The organism is Achromobacter spanius (assembly GCF_002966795.1).
Taxonomy (GTDB): domain Bacteria; phylum Pseudomonadota; class Gammaproteobacteria; order Burkholderiales; family Burkholderiaceae_B; genus Achromobacter; species Achromobacter spanius_D.
In genome coordinates, this window is record NZ_CP023270.1 from 6,267,979 (window position 1) to 6,287,520 (window position 19,542).

At 63.4% G+C, this 19,542-nt stretch carries 14 protein-coding genes; 4 read left to right on the top strand and 10 right to left on the bottom strand.

What is annotated here, in order from left to right:
• Nucleotides 1–31 precede the first annotated feature (31 nt).
• Both rpsL and CLM73_RS28530 read right to left on the bottom strand, forming a co-directional pair.
• Nucleotides 32–409 (bottom strand): 30S ribosomal protein S12, encoded by a 378-nt coding sequence (gene rpsL, locus CLM73_RS28525; RefSeq protein ID WP_005017264.1) that lies wholly within the window; start codon nucleotides 407–409, stop codon nucleotides 32–34.
• A 507-nt stretch (nucleotides 410–916) separates the two neighbouring features.
• On the bottom strand, nucleotides 917–1,618 hold the full coding sequence (locus tag CLM73_RS28530) for a response regulator transcription factor (RefSeq protein WP_105241264.1): 702 nt from the start codon (nucleotides 1,616–1,618) through the stop codon (nucleotides 917–919).
• A gap of 259 nt (nucleotides 1,619–1,877) precedes the next feature.
• Here CLM73_RS28530 and CLM73_RS28535 point away from each other — a divergent pair, with 259 nt between their 5' ends.
• The 3 genes from CLM73_RS28535 to CLM73_RS28545 are packed head-to-tail and all read left to right on the top strand — an operon-like array spanning nucleotide 1,878 to nucleotide 6,064.
• Nucleotides 1,878–2,594, top strand: coding sequence for a response regulator transcription factor (locus CLM73_RS28535; protein WP_105241265.1), 717 nt, complete (start codon nucleotides 1,878–1,880; stop codon nucleotides 2,592–2,594).
• Nucleotides 2,595–2,628: 34 nt separating this feature from the next.
• Nucleotides 2,629–3,735, top strand: coding sequence for a FecR domain-containing protein (locus tag CLM73_RS28540; protein WP_105241266.1), 1,107 nt, complete (start codon nucleotides 2,629–2,631; stop codon nucleotides 3,733–3,735).
• 10 nt (nucleotides 3,736–3,745) lie between these two features.
• Nucleotides 3,746–6,064: a CHASE2 domain-containing protein gene (locus tag CLM73_RS28545; protein WP_105241267.1), complete on the top strand. Its 2,319-nt coding sequence runs from the start codon at nucleotides 3,746–3,748 to the stop codon at nucleotides 6,062–6,064.
• Between the two features lie 10 nt (nucleotides 6,065–6,074).
• On the opposite strand, the gene CLM73_RS28550 is transcribed toward CLM73_RS28545, so the two are convergent.
• Nucleotides 6,075–7,358 (bottom strand): serine/threonine protein kinase, encoded by a 1,284-nt coding sequence (locus tag CLM73_RS28550; protein ID WP_105241763.1) that lies wholly within the window; start codon nucleotides 7,356–7,358, stop codon nucleotides 6,075–6,077.
• A gap of 155 nt (nucleotides 7,359–7,513) precedes the next feature.
• On the opposite strand from CLM73_RS28550, the gene CLM73_RS28555 reads away from it, so the two are divergent.
• Nucleotides 7,514–7,909 (top strand): TssQ family T6SS-associated lipoprotein, encoded by a 396-nt coding sequence (locus CLM73_RS28555; RefSeq protein WP_105241268.1) that lies wholly within the window; start codon nucleotides 7,514–7,516, stop codon nucleotides 7,907–7,909.
• Between the two features lie 113 nt (nucleotides 7,910–8,022).
• On the opposite strand, the gene rpoC is transcribed toward CLM73_RS28555, so the two are convergent.
• The 7 genes from rpoC to nusG all read right to left on the bottom strand — a co-directional run bounded on the left by rpoC (nucleotide 8,023) and on the right by nusG (nucleotide 19,533).
• The gene (gene rpoC / locus CLM73_RS28560) at nucleotides 8,023–12,267 is read right to left on the bottom strand and encodes a DNA-directed RNA polymerase subunit beta' (protein ID WP_105241269.1); all 4,245 of its coding nucleotides are present in this window, start codon (nucleotides 12,265–12,267) and stop codon (nucleotides 8,023–8,025) included.
• Nucleotides 12,267–16,379: a DNA-directed RNA polymerase subunit beta gene (rpoB, locus tag CLM73_RS28565; RefSeq protein ID WP_105241270.1), complete on the bottom strand. Its 4,113-nt coding sequence runs from the start codon at nucleotides 16,377–16,379 to the stop codon at nucleotides 12,267–12,269. Before rpoB ends, rpoC begins: the two co-directional genes overlap by 1 nt.
• A gap of 161 nt (nucleotides 16,380–16,540) precedes the next feature.
• On the bottom strand, nucleotides 16,541–16,921 hold the full coding sequence (gene rplL / locus CLM73_RS28570; RefSeq protein WP_008157777.1) for a 50S ribosomal protein L7/L12: 381 nt from the start codon (nucleotides 16,919–16,921) through the stop codon (nucleotides 16,541–16,543).
• A gap of 81 nt (nucleotides 16,922–17,002) precedes the next feature.
• On the bottom strand, nucleotides 17,003–17,527 hold the full coding sequence (gene rplJ, locus CLM73_RS28575) for a 50S ribosomal protein L10 (RefSeq protein WP_056571952.1): 525 nt from the start codon (nucleotides 17,525–17,527) through the stop codon (nucleotides 17,003–17,005).
• 273 nt (nucleotides 17,528–17,800) lie between these two features.
• Nucleotides 17,801–18,502, bottom strand: a complete 702-nt coding sequence (gene rplA, locus CLM73_RS28580) for a 50S ribosomal protein L1 (protein WP_105241271.1) — start codon at nucleotides 18,500–18,502, stop codon at nucleotides 17,801–17,803.
• Nucleotides 18,503–18,504: 2 nt separating this feature from the next.
• Complete coding sequence (gene rplK / locus CLM73_RS28585; RefSeq protein WP_056571946.1) at nucleotides 18,505–18,936, bottom strand: 50S ribosomal protein L11; 432 nt, start codon at nucleotides 18,934–18,936, stop codon at nucleotides 18,505–18,507.
• A gap of 63 nt (nucleotides 18,937–18,999) precedes the next feature.
• A complete protein-coding gene (nusG, locus tag CLM73_RS28590) occupies nucleotides 19,000–19,533 on the bottom strand; it encodes a transcription termination/antitermination protein NusG (protein ID WP_056571943.1) in 534 nt (177 codons plus the stop codon).
• Between the last annotated feature and the right edge of the window lie 9 nt (nucleotides 19,534–19,542).

Consider the following 19,542-nt stretch of genomic DNA (forward strand, 5'->3'; position numbering starts at 1 on the left):
TCCGTCACGTGGGGGTACTGCCGACTTGCTATTAAGCCTTCTTCGGGCGCTTGGCGCCGTACTTCGAGCGGGCTTGCTTACGGTCCTTGACGCCTTGCAGGTCAAGGGAACCGCGCACGATGTGATAACGCACACCGGGCAAGTCCTTCACACGGCCGCCACGCACCAGAACCACCGAGTGCTCTTGCAGGTTGTGGCCTTCACCGCCGATGTACGAAATGACTTCGTAACCGTTGGTCAGACGCACTTTGGCAACCTTACGCAGAGCGGAGTTCGGCTTCTTGGGGGTGGTGGTGTACACGCGAGTGCACACGCCGCGGCGTTGCGGGCAGTTTTCGAGCGCGGGGCTCTTGCTTTTGATGATGCTGACTTCGCGCGGCTTGCGCACGAGTTGGCTAATGGTAGGCATGACCTTTGAAATCCCTTTTACGTACCACTGGTAAGTACTTACGTACTCGTCTCCTGGAGCGGGTGAGCTTTCGGAGAAGGCAGTTCGCGCAAAACCGCCTCAAACGTTCAAATACGTAAAAGAGCGGGCTTGCCAACAAACCATGACAAACGCACAAAACCGGGTGCAGCCAGAAAAACAGTTGGTACTAACTGGGGCAAGGCCAAAGGTTCGTGACGCGCCTTTGGGTCTTGTTCCTGAACTGTCTGCCTGAGCGTGCGGATTTTGCGCGCGAAATAAAGCAGTAAGCCCTTTAGCATAACTGAGATGAAGGGCTGCTGTCAAAGTTTTTTGTAAGTGTCGCGCAGCGGCAAGTTGGTGCGAAAAGCGGGGCTTTTAGCAGCCGCTGGCGAAAATTGGGGCCACGTAAAAGGCAGATCCGGGAGCGGGACGAGTTGTCGACCGCGACACCCTATTCGGGCAATCCCTGCCCTCTGGCGTTGATCGCAAAGTGTACAGCCTGCGCGGTTAGCGGTCTGTAAAAAGATAGCCGCTGCCATAGACCGTGCGGATCGGCAACACCACGCCGGCCTGTTCGGCCTTGCGCCGCAGCCGGCTGACAATCACGTCGATGCTGCGAGCGCTGCTGGCGCGTGCAGCGCCCCCTTCCACCTGCAATTCATTTCCGAGGGCCCCACGGTCAACGGCCTTGCCCGCCACGTTCAGCAGGGCGCGAATGATGAGACGCTCGTTGGCGGACAGCGACAGCGTTACGCCGGTCGGGGCGGCCAGCGTCCACCCTTGGTCGTGCAGCTCCCAGTGGCCGCTGCCCGAATCGTGCTGTTCGGCGGGATCGGCAACCGCTGGCAGGCGACGCGCGAGCGCCAGCAGGATGCCCACCAATTCGCGCGGGTCCTGGGGCTCGGGCAGACAGGCATCCGCGCCGCTCTGAAGGCAGCGCAGGCGGCTGTCCACGGTCATGCCCTTGCCGACGACCACAACGCCCAGCGGCGCGGAGCCATGCAGGCGCGCAATCAGGGCGTAACCGATTTCGCCCGACGCGCCGAGGTCCAGCACCACGGCGTCGTGTTGGCCGCCGCTGAGAAGGCCGAACAATTCCAGCGAAGTCGAGCAGCCGCGGGCCGAGATGCCGGCCAGCAACAAGGTGGACACGGACGAACCGCGCACGGTTTCGTCCGGTGACATCACAAGTATGCGCAATTGATTCATATCTCTTCCGGTCTGCATTTCCTCCCCTTGCACCGCCAGCTGTGTCGCGGCTGGTGACATCGTTGGAACAGTGTGGCGCTCGGTAACGCAACAACTCCAGTCAAGATTCGTCAACTTTGCAATGTTTGACAGTTCTTGCCATAACGTAGCCGCCGAAGGGTTTTCCCGAGTTATCATTCGTTTACATAAATCCCCCCTTTCGTTTTGCTAGGTCGCCACATGCGCGCCTGCGCAGCCAACTTTCGCGAGAACTCGTCCAATGAAAATCGCGTCGCTGGAAGACGACCTGGACCAGGCTCGGCGCATCCAGCAAGTTCTGACCGCCGCCGGCTATGCTTGCACCAGCTATCACCAGAGCCGGGATCTGCTCGCCGCCCTTCGCACTGAAACGTATGACCTGGTGCTGCTGGACTGGCACCTGCCCGACATCGACGGTGACGACGTGGTCCGCTGGTTGCGTGCACACATCGGTGCGCGCATTCCCGTGATATTCCTGACCAACCGGTCCGCCGAGGACGATCTGGTCGAGGGCCTGCGCGCTGGCGCGGACGACTACATCGTCAAGCCGATGCGTCCGCTGGAACTGCTGGCGCGGGTCGCGGCGCTGCTGCGCCGCAGCCAGATCGCCGAGCCCGTCGACCAAACCATCGACGTCGCGCGGTACCGCGTCGATCCCGCGGCGCGCACCGTTTCGCTGGATGACGTTGCCGTTTCGCTGGCCCCGAAGGAATTCGAGCTGGCGCTGCTGTTCTTTCGCAATGTCGGCAGGCTCATGTCGCGCGACGTGCTCGCCGAATGCGTCTGGAACCGTGAAATCCCCGCCACCTCGCGCACGTTGGACACTCACCTGTCGAACATCCGGCAGAAGCTTCAACTCCGTCCCCAGCATGGTGTGCGCCTGACCTCCTCTTATGCGCTTGGCTACCGGCTCGAACTGGTCAGCCCGTCCGACGACGGCCAGAACCTCTCGCCGTAGCGGCGCTGCAAGTCTCCCTGGAGAATCGTTTGCCATGAGCCGCTTCCGCGCGCTTTCTTTGCTTGTCCTGGTTTCCTGCATGACGCTGACCGCCCCCGCGAGCAGCCAGCCCGCCGGCGCATTGGGCGACGACTTCATTCATCGCGTGCGCCAAGGCGAGACGCTGATCGAACTGGCCACGCAGTACACGCGCAACCAGGCCAACTGGAACCGGCTGCAGACGCTCAACAAGGTCGTCACCCCGGAACTGCTGCCCATCGGATTGGAATTGCACATTCCCCTGGCGATGATTCCGGTGCGCGACGCGCAGGCGCAGGTCGTGCATGTCAGCGGGCAGGCCAGTCTGAATGGCAAGTCCGTGCAGCCGGGAACGCCGGTGGCGGAAGGCAGCACGCTGGAAACCGCCCCCAATGGTTTCGTCACGCTGCAGCTTGCCGATGGGTCGCGGCTCACGCTGCCGTCCAACGGCGCGGTGGACCTCACGCGCCTGCGCCAGTTCGAGGGAACCGCGCTGACGGATTCGGTGATCAATGTGCGGCGCGGTAGCCTGGAATCGAGCGTCGCGCCGGCAGGTCAAGGCGTGGGCCGATTTGAGATCCGCACGCCGGTCGCCGTGACGGGCGTGCGGGGAACGCGCTTCCGTGTTCAAAGCACCGCGCAAGGCGTTCATAGCGAAGTGCTGGAGGGCAGCGTGCGCCTGCAGGCGCATGCGCCCGGCGATTCGCCCGCCAAGCCGGTCGCGGTGGCACAAGGCTATGGGGCCGCGGTGGGCGCCGACGGCGCCATGTCGGACGTGCGCCCGCTGTTGGCGGCGCCCCAATTGGGCGAACCCGTGCGCGCGGGCGGCACATGGTCGGTGCCTTTTGCGCCGGTCGAAGGCGCACAAAGCTATCTGGTGCGCGTCTCGCGCGATGCCGACGGCGCGTTGCCCGTTTCGTCCGCCAGCTTTCCGGCCAATGACATCCGCTTTTCCGCGCCGGGGCCGGGCACGTTCTACGTGTCGGTGCGCGCCGTGGATGCCCTGGGCCTGCACGGGGCGGATTCGGTCCGCCCCTTTGAAGGCGCGAACATGTTGATGACGTCGTATGGCCTTGGCGTTGGCAGCGGCTCGGGCGGGCTTGTGACGCTGACCGCATACTAGGACGAGCGCCATGGCCGACCCCGCCGACGCGCTCGACCGGTCCTGGCGGTCCGGGCTGTGGCTGACGTTGGCGCTGGCGGCGCTGGCCGCGTTCCTCGGCACATTCAACGGCCTCGGCCGTCTAGACCAGGTCTTCTACGACCGCGCGGTCATGATGACGGGCCGCCCGGCCGATCCCGGCATCCTGGTCGTGGCAATCGACGACGCGAGCATCGACGCGCTGGGACGCTGGCCGTGGCGGCGTGCCATCCACGCTGCAATGCTCGACCGGCTGGCGGGCGTGCGAGCCGTGGGCGTGGATCTCATCTTTGCCGAACCCGACAAGGTCAACGCCGCCGATGACGCCATCCTGGCGGACAGCATTCGGCGCAACGCGCACACCGTGCTGCCGGTGGTCCTGGACCGCCTGAAAAATCCGACGGCCATCGGCCTGCCGATTCCCGAACTGGCGCAGGCGTCGGCTTCCACCGGCTTCATCAACGCGGTCATCGACCCGGACGGCGTAGTGCGCGAAGCCGCCCTCACCGCGCAATTTGCCGGCGACCGCAGGAATCATCTGGCCATCTCGATGCTGGAGGTCGGTGGCGAGACGGATCGCGCGCAACGGTTGCTCAAGCGCGCCAACCCCGACGGACGCATCCTGATTCCGTATGCCGGCCCGCCCGGCCACGTGCGGACCGTCTCATACCTTTCCGTGCTGCGGGGCGACCTGCCGCCGGAGGAGCTGCGCGGCAAGTATGTGCTGGTGGGCGCCTGGGCGACGGGCCTGGGCGACGAGTATCCGACGCCGGTGTCGCACGACGTCAGCGGCATATCGGGCGTGGAGATCATCGCCAATGTCCTGCAGGCCGCGCGCGACGACATCGCGTTCCAGCGGCCGCCGGCCTGGTGGAGCGCGCTGTTCGCGCTGTTGCCGGTGTTGCTCGCCTGCCTGGCATTGTGGCGCCTGGCGCCCAAGAAGGCGCTGGTCGTCAGCCTTGCGCTGCTTGCCGCCATCCCGCTGGCTTCGTGGCTGCTGCTTGCCCAGGCCTATCTGTGGTTCGCGCCGACAGCCGCGTTGGCGGGCGTGGCGTTGTGCTATCCGCTCTGGAGCTGGCGCAACCAGGAAGCCGCGCTGCGCTACATGGACACGGAGCTGCGGCGCCTGCAGCGCGAGTACCCGCCGATCCTGAACGAAGCGCGCGTGCAACTCGCCAATCCGAGCGCATCGCTGGAGAGCCGGGTGGGTGAGCTTCGGCGCGCGCTGGCGCGCGTGCGCAACCTGCGGCGGTTCCTGGCTGACGGGCTCGACGGCATGCCGGATGCGACGCTGGTGTTCGACCAGGAAGGCCGCGTGCGATTTCGCAACCAGGCCGCCATCATGTTCTTCCAGCGGCTTGGCATCCGCCCGCCCCGCATCGGCCGGCCGGCGGCGCACCTGCTTGAACATACCCTGGCCGACGAGGCAGCGCGGACGCGCGTGGCCGAGGCGCTGAGCGGCCGCCCGCCCGCCGACGCCACCTCGCCCTGGAGCGCGGACCTCGAAGTTCGCGACCGCGCCGGCCGCGACCTGATCCTGAAATGCGCCCCCATCCACACGGCCGAGGGCCAGTTCGCGGGGACGGTCGCCACGCTGACCGACATCTCAAGCATTCGCCAGGCCGAGCGGCAACGCGAAGAGACGCTGCGCTTCATCTCGCACGACATGCGCGCGCCGCAAAGCTCGATTCTTGCGCTGGTGGAGTTGTCGCGGGATGGCGGGCAGCAGAGCGGCGGGCACCAGGAAGTGCGGCACGACACGCTCGAGCGCATTGCAATGCTGGCCAATCGCACGCTCACGCTGGTCGATGACTTCGTGCATCTGACGCGTGCCGAATCGATGCCGATCAGCACCATCGAACTGGATCTGGGCGGCCTGCTGCAGGACGCCGTCGACGATCTCTGGCCGTCGGCCAACAAGCGCGGAATCGCATTGGAGACCCGTGCGCCGCTGCCGGTTGCCTACACCCGCGGCGAACAGACGCTGCTGATGCGCGCACTGTGCAACCTGGTCGACAACGCCATCAAGTACAGCGCCAACGGCACGCGTGTCGAGTGCGGCATCGACGAACAGCCCGGCTTCTGGCGCGTGCGCGTCCAGGATCAGGGCCAGGGAATCGCCGCGCAGGACGTCGCCCGGCTCTTCGAGCCCTTTGCACGTGTGGGCGTTGAAACGCGGGGGGATGTCGGCGGCGCGGGGTTGGGGCTGGCCTTTGTGCACACCGTGGCAAAACGCCACGGCGGACGCATCGAAGTGCACAGCGAACTCGGCGTCGGCTCCGAGTTCATCCTGCACCTGCCGAAGGTGTAATCCGCCTTCCCTACTGGAAGGTGTGCGAAATGACTGCGGGCCTGCCCGGCTTGACCTCGAGCGTCATGCGCATGGGCGGCAGGTCGGCGTTGCGCACGACCACCTGATACTTGCCCGGAATCAGCTTGAGATCCTTGACCGGCGGACTGATGCCGCGCGCCACGCCGTTGATCCAGACTTCACCCCAGGGATGGATATCCAGCCGAACAGTGACGGGTACCGGCTTGGGCTTTGGCGCTTCTTCAGTGACGGCAGCGGGCGGCGCCGCTTCCTGCGCAGCGGGCGCCGGCTGCGCCTCCGCGGTATTGGCCGGATTCGACTGCGCCCCTGCGGATGACGAGTCAGGCGTGATGGCGGCCCCGGCCGCGGCTGGCTGCCCCGCCGCGGCGCCACTGGCCGTCAACGACGGCAGATCCGCGGGCGCCTGCGTGGCCGTCGGCGCCGGTGGCGGCGCGGGTGCTGGGGTCTGCGGCAAGGGATGCACGACGGGCGGATTCGGCTGCACGACTTCGGAGCGGGTGATGAGGGCGTTGGGCGTGCCCTTGCCCCACTGGAACCACGCGTAGATGCCCGCGCCGATGAGCGCCAGAATCAGCAGCCAGAACAGCAGCGGTCCCCGCCGGCGGGCGGGCTCGCGCCGTTCCGGAAAACCTGCCACGGGCGCGACCTTGGCCGCTTCATCCAATTCGTCTTCGGGCGCTTCCGGCTCATCGTAGGCCGCAACACCCAACAGGCTGGCCAGCTCCGCCAAAGACTGCGGCCGCGCCTTGGTGTCCATCGACATGCCCGCGTCGATGACACGGAGGAAGTCCTGGCTGTACTTGGGCAGCCCCATTTCCGCGAGCGCTTCGTATTCATCGTGGGCGCGGCGTTCCGGCGCCGGCGGCGGCCGGCTGCCGAGCACCAGGGCGTACGCCACGGCGCACAGGGAGTAGATGTCCGACCAGGGACCGCGCGGCCATTCCATGGAATCGGTGTACAGCTCGAACGGCGCGAAGCCGGCGGCCGGCGTCCGGCTGGATCGGCGCGACCGCGCTACCGCCAGTTCAGGCAGCAGATGCGCGCGCGCGCCCTCGTCCATGCCAACCGTTTCGAGCGAAATGTCGCCACAGATTTCTCCCTGCGCATGCAGTGCGATGAGGGAAGGCAGCAGATCGGACAGAAGCCGCTTGATGCGCGACTCCGGCACCCCGCCTGCCGCGCTGGCGGCGATGGCGCTCAACGGGCGCAGGGCCAACGGCGCGGCGCCGGAAAAGGGGCCACGCGGCGTCAACAAGCCGGCGGGAGTAGACATCATCGAAGCTGCGCGTGCGCGCCAAAACGGGTTCAGGGGCTATTTAGGCGGAATATTATCCAATCCGCAAGGTAAGGACATTGCCGAAAATGTCCGAGCGCATCAGGCTGTGGCACGATAGCGTACTGCGTCACCACCCTACATCTTTGGAAGCCATGAAAATTCGCATCCTGAGCAGTCTGCTTGGCGTATCGGCCCTCCTGGCCGGTTGCACGGGCATCTCCAAACCGCAACCCGAGAGCCCTCCGACGGCCGAAGCCCTGGCCGAGCTGCAGCAGGTGCGCGACCAGTACAGCGCCGGCCGTTACGGCGAAGTCATCCGTGGCGTCGCCAGGTCCGATGCGCTAGCCACCTCGTCCAAAGCGGTGCGCATAGAAGCCTACAAGCTTCAGGCTTTCAGCTACTGCGTGACGCGTTATACCCAGCTTTGTGAGGACAGCTTCGCGCGCATCCTGGTGCTGGATCCGGCGTTCGAACTCGCCCCCGCAGAAGCCGGTCATCCGGTCTGGGGACCGGTCTTCCAGCGCGCACGCGCCCAGGCCCCCAAGTAGTCCTGCCGCACCCTTTCCTTCGCAAGTAAAAAGGCCGCTGATTTGCATCAGCGGCCTTTTGATTTTCCGGGTTCCACCGCAACCTCGCGGTGGAACCTGTCTGGGCGTTCCGCTTATTCGGCGGCGTCGTCCGTACCCACGTCGGAAGCAGGCGTCTCGGCGTCCGAACCCACCGTGACCGGTGCGTCTTCGAACGGGTTGGCCTGCTGGCGAGCGGCTTCGCGTTCCGCCGCCTCCAGCAGTTCCTTGTCGCGGCGTGCATGGTGGTAAGCCAGGCCGGTACCCGCCGGGATGAGGCGGCCGACGATGACGTTTTCCTTCAAGCCGCGCAGGTCGTCGCGCTTGCCCATGATGGCGGCTTCGGTCAGGACACGGGTGGTCTCCTGGAACGAAGCGGCCGAGATGAACGAGTCGGTCGACAGCGAGGCCTTCGTGATACCGAGCAGCACGTTGTCGTACGAGGCCGGACGCAGATCGGCAGCGGTGACGCGGTCGTTCTCGTTGAGCAGCTCGGAGCGCTCGACTTGCTCGCCCGGGATGAACTCGGTGTCGCCAGCGTCAACGATGTTCACACGACGCAGCATCTGACGAACAATCACTTCAATGTGCTTGTCGTTGATCTTCACGCCCTGCAGACGGTAAACGTCCTGCACTTCGTCGACGATGTACGTCGCCAGCTTCTCGATGCCTTGCAGGCGCAGGATGTCGTGGGGATCGGCCGGGCCGTCCACGATCATTTCGCCCTTGTTCACCACCTGGCCGTCGTGCACCAGAACCTGCTTTTCCTTCGGAATCAGGAACTCGTGGCTCACGCCTTCCAGGTCGGTGATGACCAGACGCTGCTTGCCCTTGGTGTCCTTGCCGAACGAAACCGTACCGGTGACGTCGGCGAGCATGCCGGCGTCCTTCGGCGAACGAGCTTCGAACAGTTCGGCCACACGCGGCAGACCGCCGGTAATGTCGCGGGTCTTTTGCGATTCTTGCGGAATACGCGCCAGAACTTCACCCACGGCAACCTGCTGGCCGTCACGCACCGTGATCAGCGCACCCACCGGGAACGAGATGTTCACCGAGTGATCGGTGCCGGCGATCTTGACGTCTTCGCCGTTCTCGTTGACCAGCTTGATCTGCGGACGCATGACGATCTTGCCGCCACGGGTCTTCGGCGTGATGACGACGAGCGTCGACAGGCCGGTGACTTCGTCCACCTGCTTGGCAACGGTCACGCCTTCTTCGATGTTCTCGAAGCGGACGGCGCCGCCGTATTCCGACACGATCGGACGGGTCAGCGGATCCCACGTTGCCAGGCGCGCGCCGGCCTTCACGGCCTCGCCATCGCCCACCAGCACGGTCGCGCCGTACGGGATCTTGTGACGTTCGCGTTCGCGGCCGTTGTCGTCGAAGATCGCCAGTTCGCCCGAGCGCGAGATCGCAACACGTTCGCCCTTGGCGTTCGTGACGTAGCGCATCGTGCTGGCAAAACCGACGGTACCGGTCGACTTGGTTTCCACCGCGCTGGCCAGGGCCGAACGCGATGCCGCGCCACCGATGTGGAACGTACGCATCGTGAGCTGCGTGCCCGGTTCACCGATGGACTGAGCAGCGATAACGCCAACTGCCTCGCCCTGGTTGACCGGCGAACCACGACCCAGGTCGCGGCCGTAGCAGTGCGCGCACAGACCATGACGCGTTTCGCAGGTCAGCGGCGTGCGGACCTTGACTTCGTCCACGCCGATGCGGTCGATGGTGTCGACCAGATCTTCGTCCAGCAGGGTGCCGGCGACGATGGCCGTTTCCTGCGTGTCCGGGTTGACGATGTCCACGGCAGCCACGCGGCCCAGAATACGGTCGCGCAGCGGTTCGATGACTTCACCGCCTTCGACCAGGGCCTTCATGTTGTAGCCCTGCGAAGTGCCGCAGTCGTCTTCCGTGATGACCAGATCCTGCGTCACGTCGACCAGACGGCGAGTCAGGTAACCCGAGTTCGCGGTCTTCAGTGCCGTATCGGCCAGACCCTTACGCGCACCGTGAGTGGAGATGAAGTACTGGAGTACGTTCAGGCCTTCACGGAAGTTTGCGGTAATGGGCGTTTCGATAATCGAGCCGTCCGGCTTGGCCATCAGGCCGCGCATGCCGGCCAGCTGGCGGATCTGGGCGGCCGAACCGCGGGCGCCCGAGTCAGCCATCATGTAGATGGAGTTGAAGGACTCCTGGCGCACTTCCTCGCCGTGACGGTTGGTCACGGGCTCGGTGGCCAGTTGTTCCATCATCGCCTTGCCGACCTTGTCGCCAGCCTTGCCCCAGATGTCCACAACGTTGTTGTAGCGCTCTTGGGACGTGACCAGACCCGACGAGTACTGCTTGTCGATTTCCTTCACTTCGCGGCTGGCTTCGGCCAGGATGCCTTCCTTGGCGGTCGGGATCAGCATGTCGCCCATGGCGATCGAGATACCGCCGCGCGTGGCCAGGCGGAAGCCCGACTGCATCAGCTTGTCGGCGAAGATCACCGTGTCGCGCAGGCCGCAGCGGCGGAACGACTGGTTGATCAGGCGCGAGATTTCCTTCTTCTTCAGCGCCTTGTTCAGGACGGTGAAGGGCAGGCCCTTGGGCAGGATCTCGGACAGCAGCGCACGGCCGACCGTCGTCTCGTGACGGCGGATCACCGGCTGCCATTCGCCGTTCTCGTCGCGCTCGTGTTCCTTCAGGCGCACGGTGACGCGGCTTTGCAGCTCGACTTCGTTGTTGTCGTAGGCGCGCTGGACTTCAGCAACGTCCGTGAAGAAGATGCCTTCGCCACGGCCGTTGATGCGCTCGCGGGTCGTGTAGTACAGACCCAGCACGATATCCTGCGACGGCACGATCGACGGTTCGCCGTTGGCCGGGAACAGCACGTTGTTGGACGCGAGCATCAGCGTGCGCGCTTCCAGCTGGGCTTCCAGCGACAGCGGCACGTGAACGGCCATCTGGTCACCGTCGAAGTCGGCGTTGAACGCCGCGCAAACCAGCGGGTGCAGCTGGATGGCCTTGCCTTCGATCAGCACCGGCTCGAACGCCTGGATGCCCAGGCGGTGCAGCGTCGGCGCACGGTTCAGCATGACCGGGTGTTCGCGGATGACTTCTTCCAGGATGTCCCAGACCACCGGTTCCTGGCTTTCGACCAGTTTCTTGGCAGCCTTGATGGTCGTGGCCAGGCCCATCATCTCCAGACGATTGAAGATGAACGGCTTGAACAGTTCCAGGGCCATCAGCTTGGGCAGACCGCACTGATGCAGCTTGAGCTGCGGACCCACCACGATGACCGAACGGCCCGAGTAGTCGACGCGCTTGCCCAGCAGGTTCTGACGGAAACGACCGCTCTTGCCCTTGATCATGTCGGCCAGGGACTTGAGCTGGCGCTTGTTGGCGCCCGTCATGGCCTTGCCACGGCGGCCGTTGTCCAGCAGCGAGTCGACCGCTTCCTGCAGCATGCGCTTTTCGTTGCGCAGGATGATTTCAGGCGCCTTGAGCTCGAGCAGACGCTTCAGGCGGTTGTTGCGGTTGATGACGCGGCGGTACAGGTCGTTCAGGTCGGAGGTCGCGAAGCGGCCGCCGTCCAGCGGCACCAGCGGACGCAGGTCCGGCGGCAGCACGGGCAGCACTTCCATGACCATCCACTCGGCCTTGATGCCGGACTTCTGGAAGCCTTCCAGCACCTTCAGGCGCTTGGAGATCTTCTTGATCTTGGCTTCCGAGCTCGTGGCCTTCAGTTCGCCGCGCAGCGTTTCCACTTCGCGGTCGATGTCGATGGTGCGCAGCAGTTCGCGCACGGCTTCCGCGCCCATCAGGGCACGGAAGTCGTCGCCGTATTCCTCGGTCTTGGCCAGGAAATCGTCGTCCGACATGATCTGACCGCGCTTGAGCGGCGTCATGCCAGGTTCGATCACGCACCAGGCTTCGAAGTACAGCACGCGTTCGATGTCACGCAGGGTCATGTCGAGCACCATGCCCAGACGCGACGGCAGGCTCTTCAGGAACCAGATGTGCGCGACGGGGCTGGCCAGCTCGATGTGGCCCATGCGTTCACGGCGAACCTTGGCGACGGTGACTTCCACGCCGCACTTTTCGCAGATCACGCCACGGTGCTTCAGGCGCTTGTACTTGCCGCACAGGCACTCGTAGTCTTTGATCGGGCCAAAGATCTTGGAGCAGAACAGGCCGTCACGCTCGGGCTTGAACGTGCGGTAGTTGATCGTCTCGGGCTTGCGGACTTCGCCGTAGGACCACGAACGGATCTTCTCGGGCGAGGCGATGCCGATCTTGATGGCATCGAACTGCTCGTCTTGAGAGACTTGCTTAAAGAGGTCGAGTAGCGCTTTCATTAGTTACGCTCCAAATCCATGTCCAGGGCCAACGAGCGGATTTCCTTGACCAGAACGTTGAACGATTCCGGCATGCCGGCATCGATCACGTGGTCGCCCTTGACGATGTTTTCGTAAACCTTGGTACGACCGTTGATGTCGTCCGACTTCACCGTCAGCATTTCCTGCAGGGTGTAGGCGGCGCCGTATGCTTCCAGCGCCCACACTTCCATTTCCCCGAAACGCTGGCCGCCGAACTGCGCCTTGCCGCCCAGCGGCTGCTGAGTCACCAGCGAGTACGGGCCGGTGGAACGCGCGTGCATCTTGTCGTCGACCAAGTGGTGCAGCTTCAGGTAGTGCATGTAGCCGACAGTCACGGGGCGCTCGAATTGCTCGCCCGTGCGGCCGTCGAACAGCCATGCCTGCGTACGCGAAGGCGTCAGCGCCATGCGCTCGGCGACGTCGTCCGGATAGGCCAGCTCCAGCATCTTGGTGATTTCCTCTTCGGTCGCGCCGTCGAAGACGGGCGTCGCGAACGGCACGCCGTTCTTGAGGTTCTGGGCCATTTCCATGACTTCGTCATCGGTCAGTTCGTCGATGCGCGCGCCGGAGCCGGTCGTGTTGTAGACCTTGTCCAGATACGCACGGACGTTCTTGACCTGCGCCGAACGCTCATCGCGCAGCATGTCTGCGATGCGATGGCCAACGCCCTTGGCAGCCCAGCCCAAGTGAACTTCCAGCACCTGGCCGACGTTCATCCGCGAGGGCACGCCCAGCGGGTTCAGAACGATGTCGGCCGGCGTGCCGTCAGCCATGTGGGGCATGTCTTCCACCGGCGTGATGCGCGACACGACACCCTTGTTGCCGTGACGGCCTGCCATCTTGTCGCCAGGCTGCAGACGACGCTTCACGGCCAGGTAGACCTTGATCATCTTCAGCACGCCCGGGGGCAGCTCGTCGCCTTGCGTCAGCTTCTTGCGCTTCTCTTCGAAGGCCAGATCGAACTGGTGACGCTTCTGCTCGAGCGATTCCTTGGCTTGTTCCAGCACGACAGCGTGCGGCTCATCGGCCAGACGGATGTCGAACCACTGCCAGCGATCCAGGTCAGCCAGGTACGCCTTGGTGATCGTCGCGCCCTTGGCCAGCTTGCGCGGGCCGCCGTTGACGGTCTTGTTGACCAGCATCTTCTCGATACGATCGAACTGGTCGTTTTCAACGATGCGCAGCTGGTCGTTCAGGTCCTGGCGATAGCGGCGCAGTTCATCGTCGATGATGGACTGGGCGCGCTTGTCGCGCACGATGCCTTCACGCGTGAACACCTGCACGTCGATCACGGTGCCGGTCATGCCCGAGGGCACGCGCAGCGAGGTGTCCTTAACGTCGGACGCCTTTTCACCGAAGATGGCGCGCAGCAGCTTTTCTTCCGGCGTCAGCTGGGTTTCGCCCTTGGGCGTGACCTTGCCGACCAGCACGTCGTCAGCGCTGACTTCGGCGCCGATGTAGGTGATGCCGGAATCGTCCAGACGGTTCAACTGCGTTTCAGCCAGGTTGCTGATGTCGCGGGTGATTTCTTCCGGTCCGAGCTTCGTATCGCGGGCGACAACCGTCAGTTCCTCGATGTGCACCGAGGTGTAGCGGTCATCCGCCACGACCTTTTCGGAGATCAGGATCGAGTCTTCGAAGTTGTAGCCGTTCCAGGGCATGAACGCGATCAGCATGTTCTGACCCAGGGCGAGTTCGCCCAGGTCGGTCGATGCGCCGTCAGCCAGCACGTCGCCCTTGGCAACGCGGTCGCCACGCTTGACGATCGGACGCTGGTTGATGTTCGTGTTCTGGTTGGAACGCGTGTACTTGATCAGGTTGTAGATGTCGACGCCCACTTCGCCGGCGACGTTTTCTTCGTCGTTCACGCGAATCACGACGCGCTCGGCATCGACGTGGTCGACCAGGCCGCCACGCAGTGCCTGCACGGTGGTGCCCGAGTCAACGGCCACGGTGCGCTCGATACCCGTACCCACGACCGGCTTTTCCGGACGCAGGCAAGGCACGGCCTGACGTTGCATGTTGGCGCCCATCAGTGCGCGGTTCGCGTCGTCGTGCTCCAGGAACGGAATCAGCGAGGCAGCGACCGACACGATCTGCGACGGGGCAACGTCCATGTAGTGCACGTTGGCCGGGGCGGTCAGCATCGTTTCGCCAGCTTCACGGCAGGCGACCAGGTCGTCCACGAAACGGCCTTCTTCGTCGAGCGCGGCGTTGGCCTGCGCGATGACGTAGTGGCTTTCTTCGATGGCCGACAGGTAATCGATCTGCTCGCTGACGCGACCGTCGATGATCTTGCGGTAAGGCGTTTCCAGGAAGCCGTACTCGTTCAAGCGAGCGTACAGCGCCATGGAGTTGATCAGACCGATGTTCGGGCCTTCCGGCGTTTCGATCGGGCAGACGCGGCCGTAGTGGGTCGGGTGCACGTCGCGGACTTCAAAGCCGGCGCGCTCGCGGGTCAGACCGCCCGGGCCCAGTGCGGAAACACGACGCTTGTGCGTGATTTCCGACAGCGGGTTGGTCTGGTCCATGAACTGCGACAGCTGGCTCGAACCGAAGAACTCCTTGATGGCTGCCGAGATCGGCTTGGAGTTGATCAGGTCGTGCGGCATCAGGTTTTCCGTCTCGGCCTGGCCCAGACGTTCCTTGACGGCGCGCTCGACGCGCACGAGACCGGCGCGGAACTGGTTTTCGGCCAGTTCGCCGACGCAACGCACGCGGCGGTTGCCCAAGTGATCGATGTCATCGATCTGGCCACGGCCGTTACGCAGCTCAACCAGCACCTTGATGGTTTCAAGGATGTCTTCGTTGGTCAGCGTCATCGGGCCGGTGATGTCCTCACCACGGCCCAGACGGCTGTTGACCTTCATGCGGCCGACGCGCGACAGGTCGTACGTCTCTTCGCTGTAGAACAGACGCTGGAACAGCGCTTCCACCGCTTCTTCGGTGGGCGGCTCGCCAGGACGCATCATGCGGTAGATGGCAACGCGCGCGGCCATCTGGTCGGCGGTTTCATCGGTGCGCAGCGTTTGCGAGATGTAGGGACCGCGGTCCAGGTCGTTGGTGTACAGCGCCTGGAAGTCGTGCACGTTGGCGGCGCGCAGGGCGCCCAGCACGCTTTCCGTGATCTCGTCGTTGGCGTTGGCGATGACTTCGCCAGTATCTTCGTCAACGATGTTCTTGGCCAGCACGCGGCCGTACAGGAAATCTTCCGGCACGGAGATACGCTGGATGCCGCCGGCAGCCAGGTCGCGCAGGTGCTTGGCGTTGATGCGCTTGTCCTTTTCGACGATCACCTTGCCCGAACGGTCGGCGATATCGAAACGGGCCATTTCGCCCTTCCAACGCTCAGGCACGAATTCCATCATCGCGCCTTCGCTCTTCAATTCGAAGTTGTCGAAGTCGAAGAAGTTGGCCAGGATGGATTCCGGCGTCATGCCGATGGCCTTGCACAGGATCGTGACAGGCATCTTGCGACGGCGGTCGACGCGGAAGAACAGGACGTCCTTCGGATCGAATTCGAAGTCCAGCCACGAACCGCGGTAAGGAATCACGCGGGCCGAGAACAGGAGCTTGCCCGAGCTGTGCGTCTTGCCGCGGTCGTGTTCGAAGAACACGCCAGGCGAGCGGTGCAGCTGCGAAACGATGACACGCTCCGTGCCGTTGATGACGAAGGAACCCGTGCCCGTCATGAGCGGAATTTCGCCCATGTAGACTTCCTGTTCCTTCACTTCCTTCACGGTGGGCTTGCTGACTTCGCGGTCAAGCAGCACCAGGCGGACCTTGGCTCGCAGGGGCGAGGCATAGGTCAGGCCACGTTGCTGACATTCCTTGACATCGAACACCGGTTCGCCGAGCACGTAGCTCACGAACTCCAAGCGCGCCATACCGTTGTGACTAACGATCGGGAAAATCGACGAGAACGCCGCCTGCAAACCGTCGGCTACGCGTTCGGACGGGGCGGTATCCGCCTGCAGGAAAGTTAGGTAGGATTGAAGCTGAGTCGCCAAAAGGAAGGGAACGTTTTGAACGTCTTCACGCTTGGCGAAGCTTTTGCGGATGCGCTTTTTTTCGGTGTACGAGTAAGGCATGAGCACTCCGACTCGAGGTTGCATGGGCCGTCAACCACGGCCCCAGGTGATACGACTCCAGGAAACCCCACTGAATGGGCATACCCCCAGTAGGGGTTTCCTGGAAACGCAAAAGCCCGGGGACTGCAAACTGTGCTGTCCCCGGGCAGTTGACGCAGGTCTTACTTGACTTCGACCTTGGCGCCAGCTTCTTCCAGCTTCTTCTTGGCGGCTTCGGCGTCAGCCTTGGCCACAGCTTCCTTGACGGGCTTCGGAGCGCCGTCGACCAGGTCCTTGGCTTCCTTCAGACCCAGACCGGTCAGCTCGCGCACGGCCTTGATGACGCTGACCTTGTTCGCGCCGGCTTCTTGCAGGACGACGGTGAACTCGGTTTGCTCTTCAGCAGCGGCGGCAGCGCCACCAGCGGCGGGAGCAGCAACAGCGACGGCAGCGGCAGCAGCCGACACGCCGAACTTCTCTTCCATTTCCTTGATCAGCTCGGACAGCTCGAGCACGGTCATGCCAGCGATGGCGTCAAGGATTTCAGCTTTGTTAAGTGCCATTTTTCAGAACTCCAAATATTTTGGTAATGCCAGGGTTTGGGTGTCGCTTCGTCGTTCAGCGAATTCCGGACAGCAGGGCGATTAGGCCGCTGCCTTCTGGTCGCGCACGGCGGCGAGGCCACGGGCGAACTTGGTCGGAACTTCGTTGAGCGTACGCACGAATTGCGCGATGGGGGCTTGCATGGTGCCAAGCAGCTTCGACAGCAACTCTTCGCGCGAGGGCATGGTGGCCAGAGCCTTCACACCTTCTTGGTTCAGCAAGTTGTTGGGCAGAGCGCCCGCCTTGATGACCAGCTTATCGTTGCTTTTTGCGAAACCAGCAATGACCTTGGCCGCCGAAACCGGATCAGCGCTGATGCCATAGATCAGCGGACCGGTCAGTTGCTCAGCCAACGGCTCGAAAGCCGTGCCGGCAACAGCACGACGGGCCAGCGAGTTCTTCAGAACACGCAGATACACGCCCGATTCACGCGCAGTTTTGCGCAGTACGGTGACAGAGGCGACGTCCAGACCACGGTACTCAGCGATAACAATCGATTGGGCCTTGGCGACGACCGCCGAGACTTCCTCGATTACCACCGCTTTCTCTTGACGATTGAGACTCACGGTTTGAACACTCCATCAAAAGACGCTTGGGGCCAGAGCCTTGCGCGTCAACCGAATGCGGCGCCTGGACGAGTTCTTCGGGTAAAGAAATCTTCCTGGGGACGCCGTCTACGCTGGATCCGGACTGTGTGAGCTCCGGGATTAAGCGAGGCAGGGGCGGTGCTGCTTTCCTTGCGGAAGGTAGATTCCTTCCACTGCCCTGCTCCAGCGGTCTTTGACAGCAACATCCGGAAGGTTCCGGATGCAGCCCAAAGTACGTTTACTGCTGTTGGCTTAGTTGGAAGCCGACAGCGAGGCAATTTCCACGCGCGCACCGCCGCCCATCGTGGACGAAACGGCAAGCTTGCGCAGGTAAATGCCCTTGGCAGCCGCGGGACGAGCCTTTTGCAGGGCGTCGACCAGGGCGGCCAAGTTGGTTTGCAGCTGTTCCACGCCGAACGACGCGCGGCCGATCGTTGCGTGGATGATGCCAGCCTTGTCGGTGCGGTACTGAACCTGACCGGCCTTGGCGTTCTTCACAGCGGTGGCGACGTCGGGGGTCACGGTGCCGACCTTCGGGTTCGGCATCAGACCGCGCGGGCCCAGGATCTGACCCAGGGCGCCGACGACACGCATCGTGTCGGGCGAGGCGATGACGACGTCAAAGTCCATTTGACCGGCCTTGATGGCGTCGGCCAGGTCGTCCAGACCAACGATGTCAGCGCCAGCAGCCTTGGCGGCTTCAGCCTTGTCGCCTTGGGCGAACACGGCGACGCGAACCGACTTGCCGGTGCCGGCGGGCAGCACGACCGAACCGCGAACCAGTTGGTCCGACTTCTTCGGGTCGATGCCGAGTTGCACGGCCACGTCAATGGATTCATTGAACTTGGCGACGGCGGTATCCTTGACCAGGGTCAGGGCTTCAGCGACCGGGTACAGCTTGGTGCGGTCGATCTTTTGTGCAATAGCGGCGGCGCGCTTGGACAACTTAGCCATGATTAGATCCCCTCAACCGTGATGCCCATGCTGCGGGCGCTGCCAGCGATCGTGCGCACTGCGGCTTCGAGATCGGAGGCGGTCAGGTCGGGACCCTTGGCCTTGGCGATTTCTTCAGCTTGCGCGCGCGTCAGCGTGCCGACCTTGTCGGTATGCGGCTTGGGCGAACCCTTTTGCACGCCAGCGGCCTTCTTGATGAGGACCGTCGCGGGCGGGGTCTTCATGATGAAGGTGAAGCTCTTGTCCGCGAAAGCGGTGATCACCACCGGAATCGGCAGACCAGGCTCCATGCCTTGGGTCTTGGCGTTGAACGCCTTGCAGAATTCCATGATGTTCAGGCCGCGCTGACCCAGAGCCGGGCCAATCGGGGGGGAGGGGTTAGCCTTACCAGCCGGTACTTGCAGCTTGATAAAGCCGACGATCTTTTTCGCCATGCTTTGCTCCTTGCGGGTGATATCGCCCTGGCCTACACGGACAGGGCTCCCCGGGGGTTAAATTCAGGTCTTTTCGACCTGGCTGAAATCGAGCTCGACGGGCGTGGCGCGACCAAAAATGGTGACGGACACACGAACCTTGCTCTTTTCGTAGTTGACTTCTTCGACGTTGCCGTTGAAGTCCGCAAACGGACCTTCCTTGACCCGAACCATCTCGCCCACTTCGAACAGGATCTTGGGGCGGGGTTTCTCGACGCCCTCTTCCATCTGGGAGAGGATCTTTTCGACTTCCTTTTCGGAAATCGGGGTCGGACGATTGCCCGAGCCGCCCAAAAAGCCGGTGACTCGGTTGGTGTTCTTGACCAGGTGCCACGTTTCGTCGGTCAGGTCCATTTCAACCAGGACATAACCGGGGAAAATGCGGCGCTCGGTGATCGACTTCTGACCACCCTTGACCTCGACGACTTCTTCGGAGGGCACAAGGATGCGGCCGAAAGACGTTTGCAGGGCCGCGCGCTCGATGCGCTCGTTCAGGGCCTTGTGCACGCTTTTTTCCATGCCGGAATACACATGGACGACATACCAACGCTTACTCATTTGCCGTCC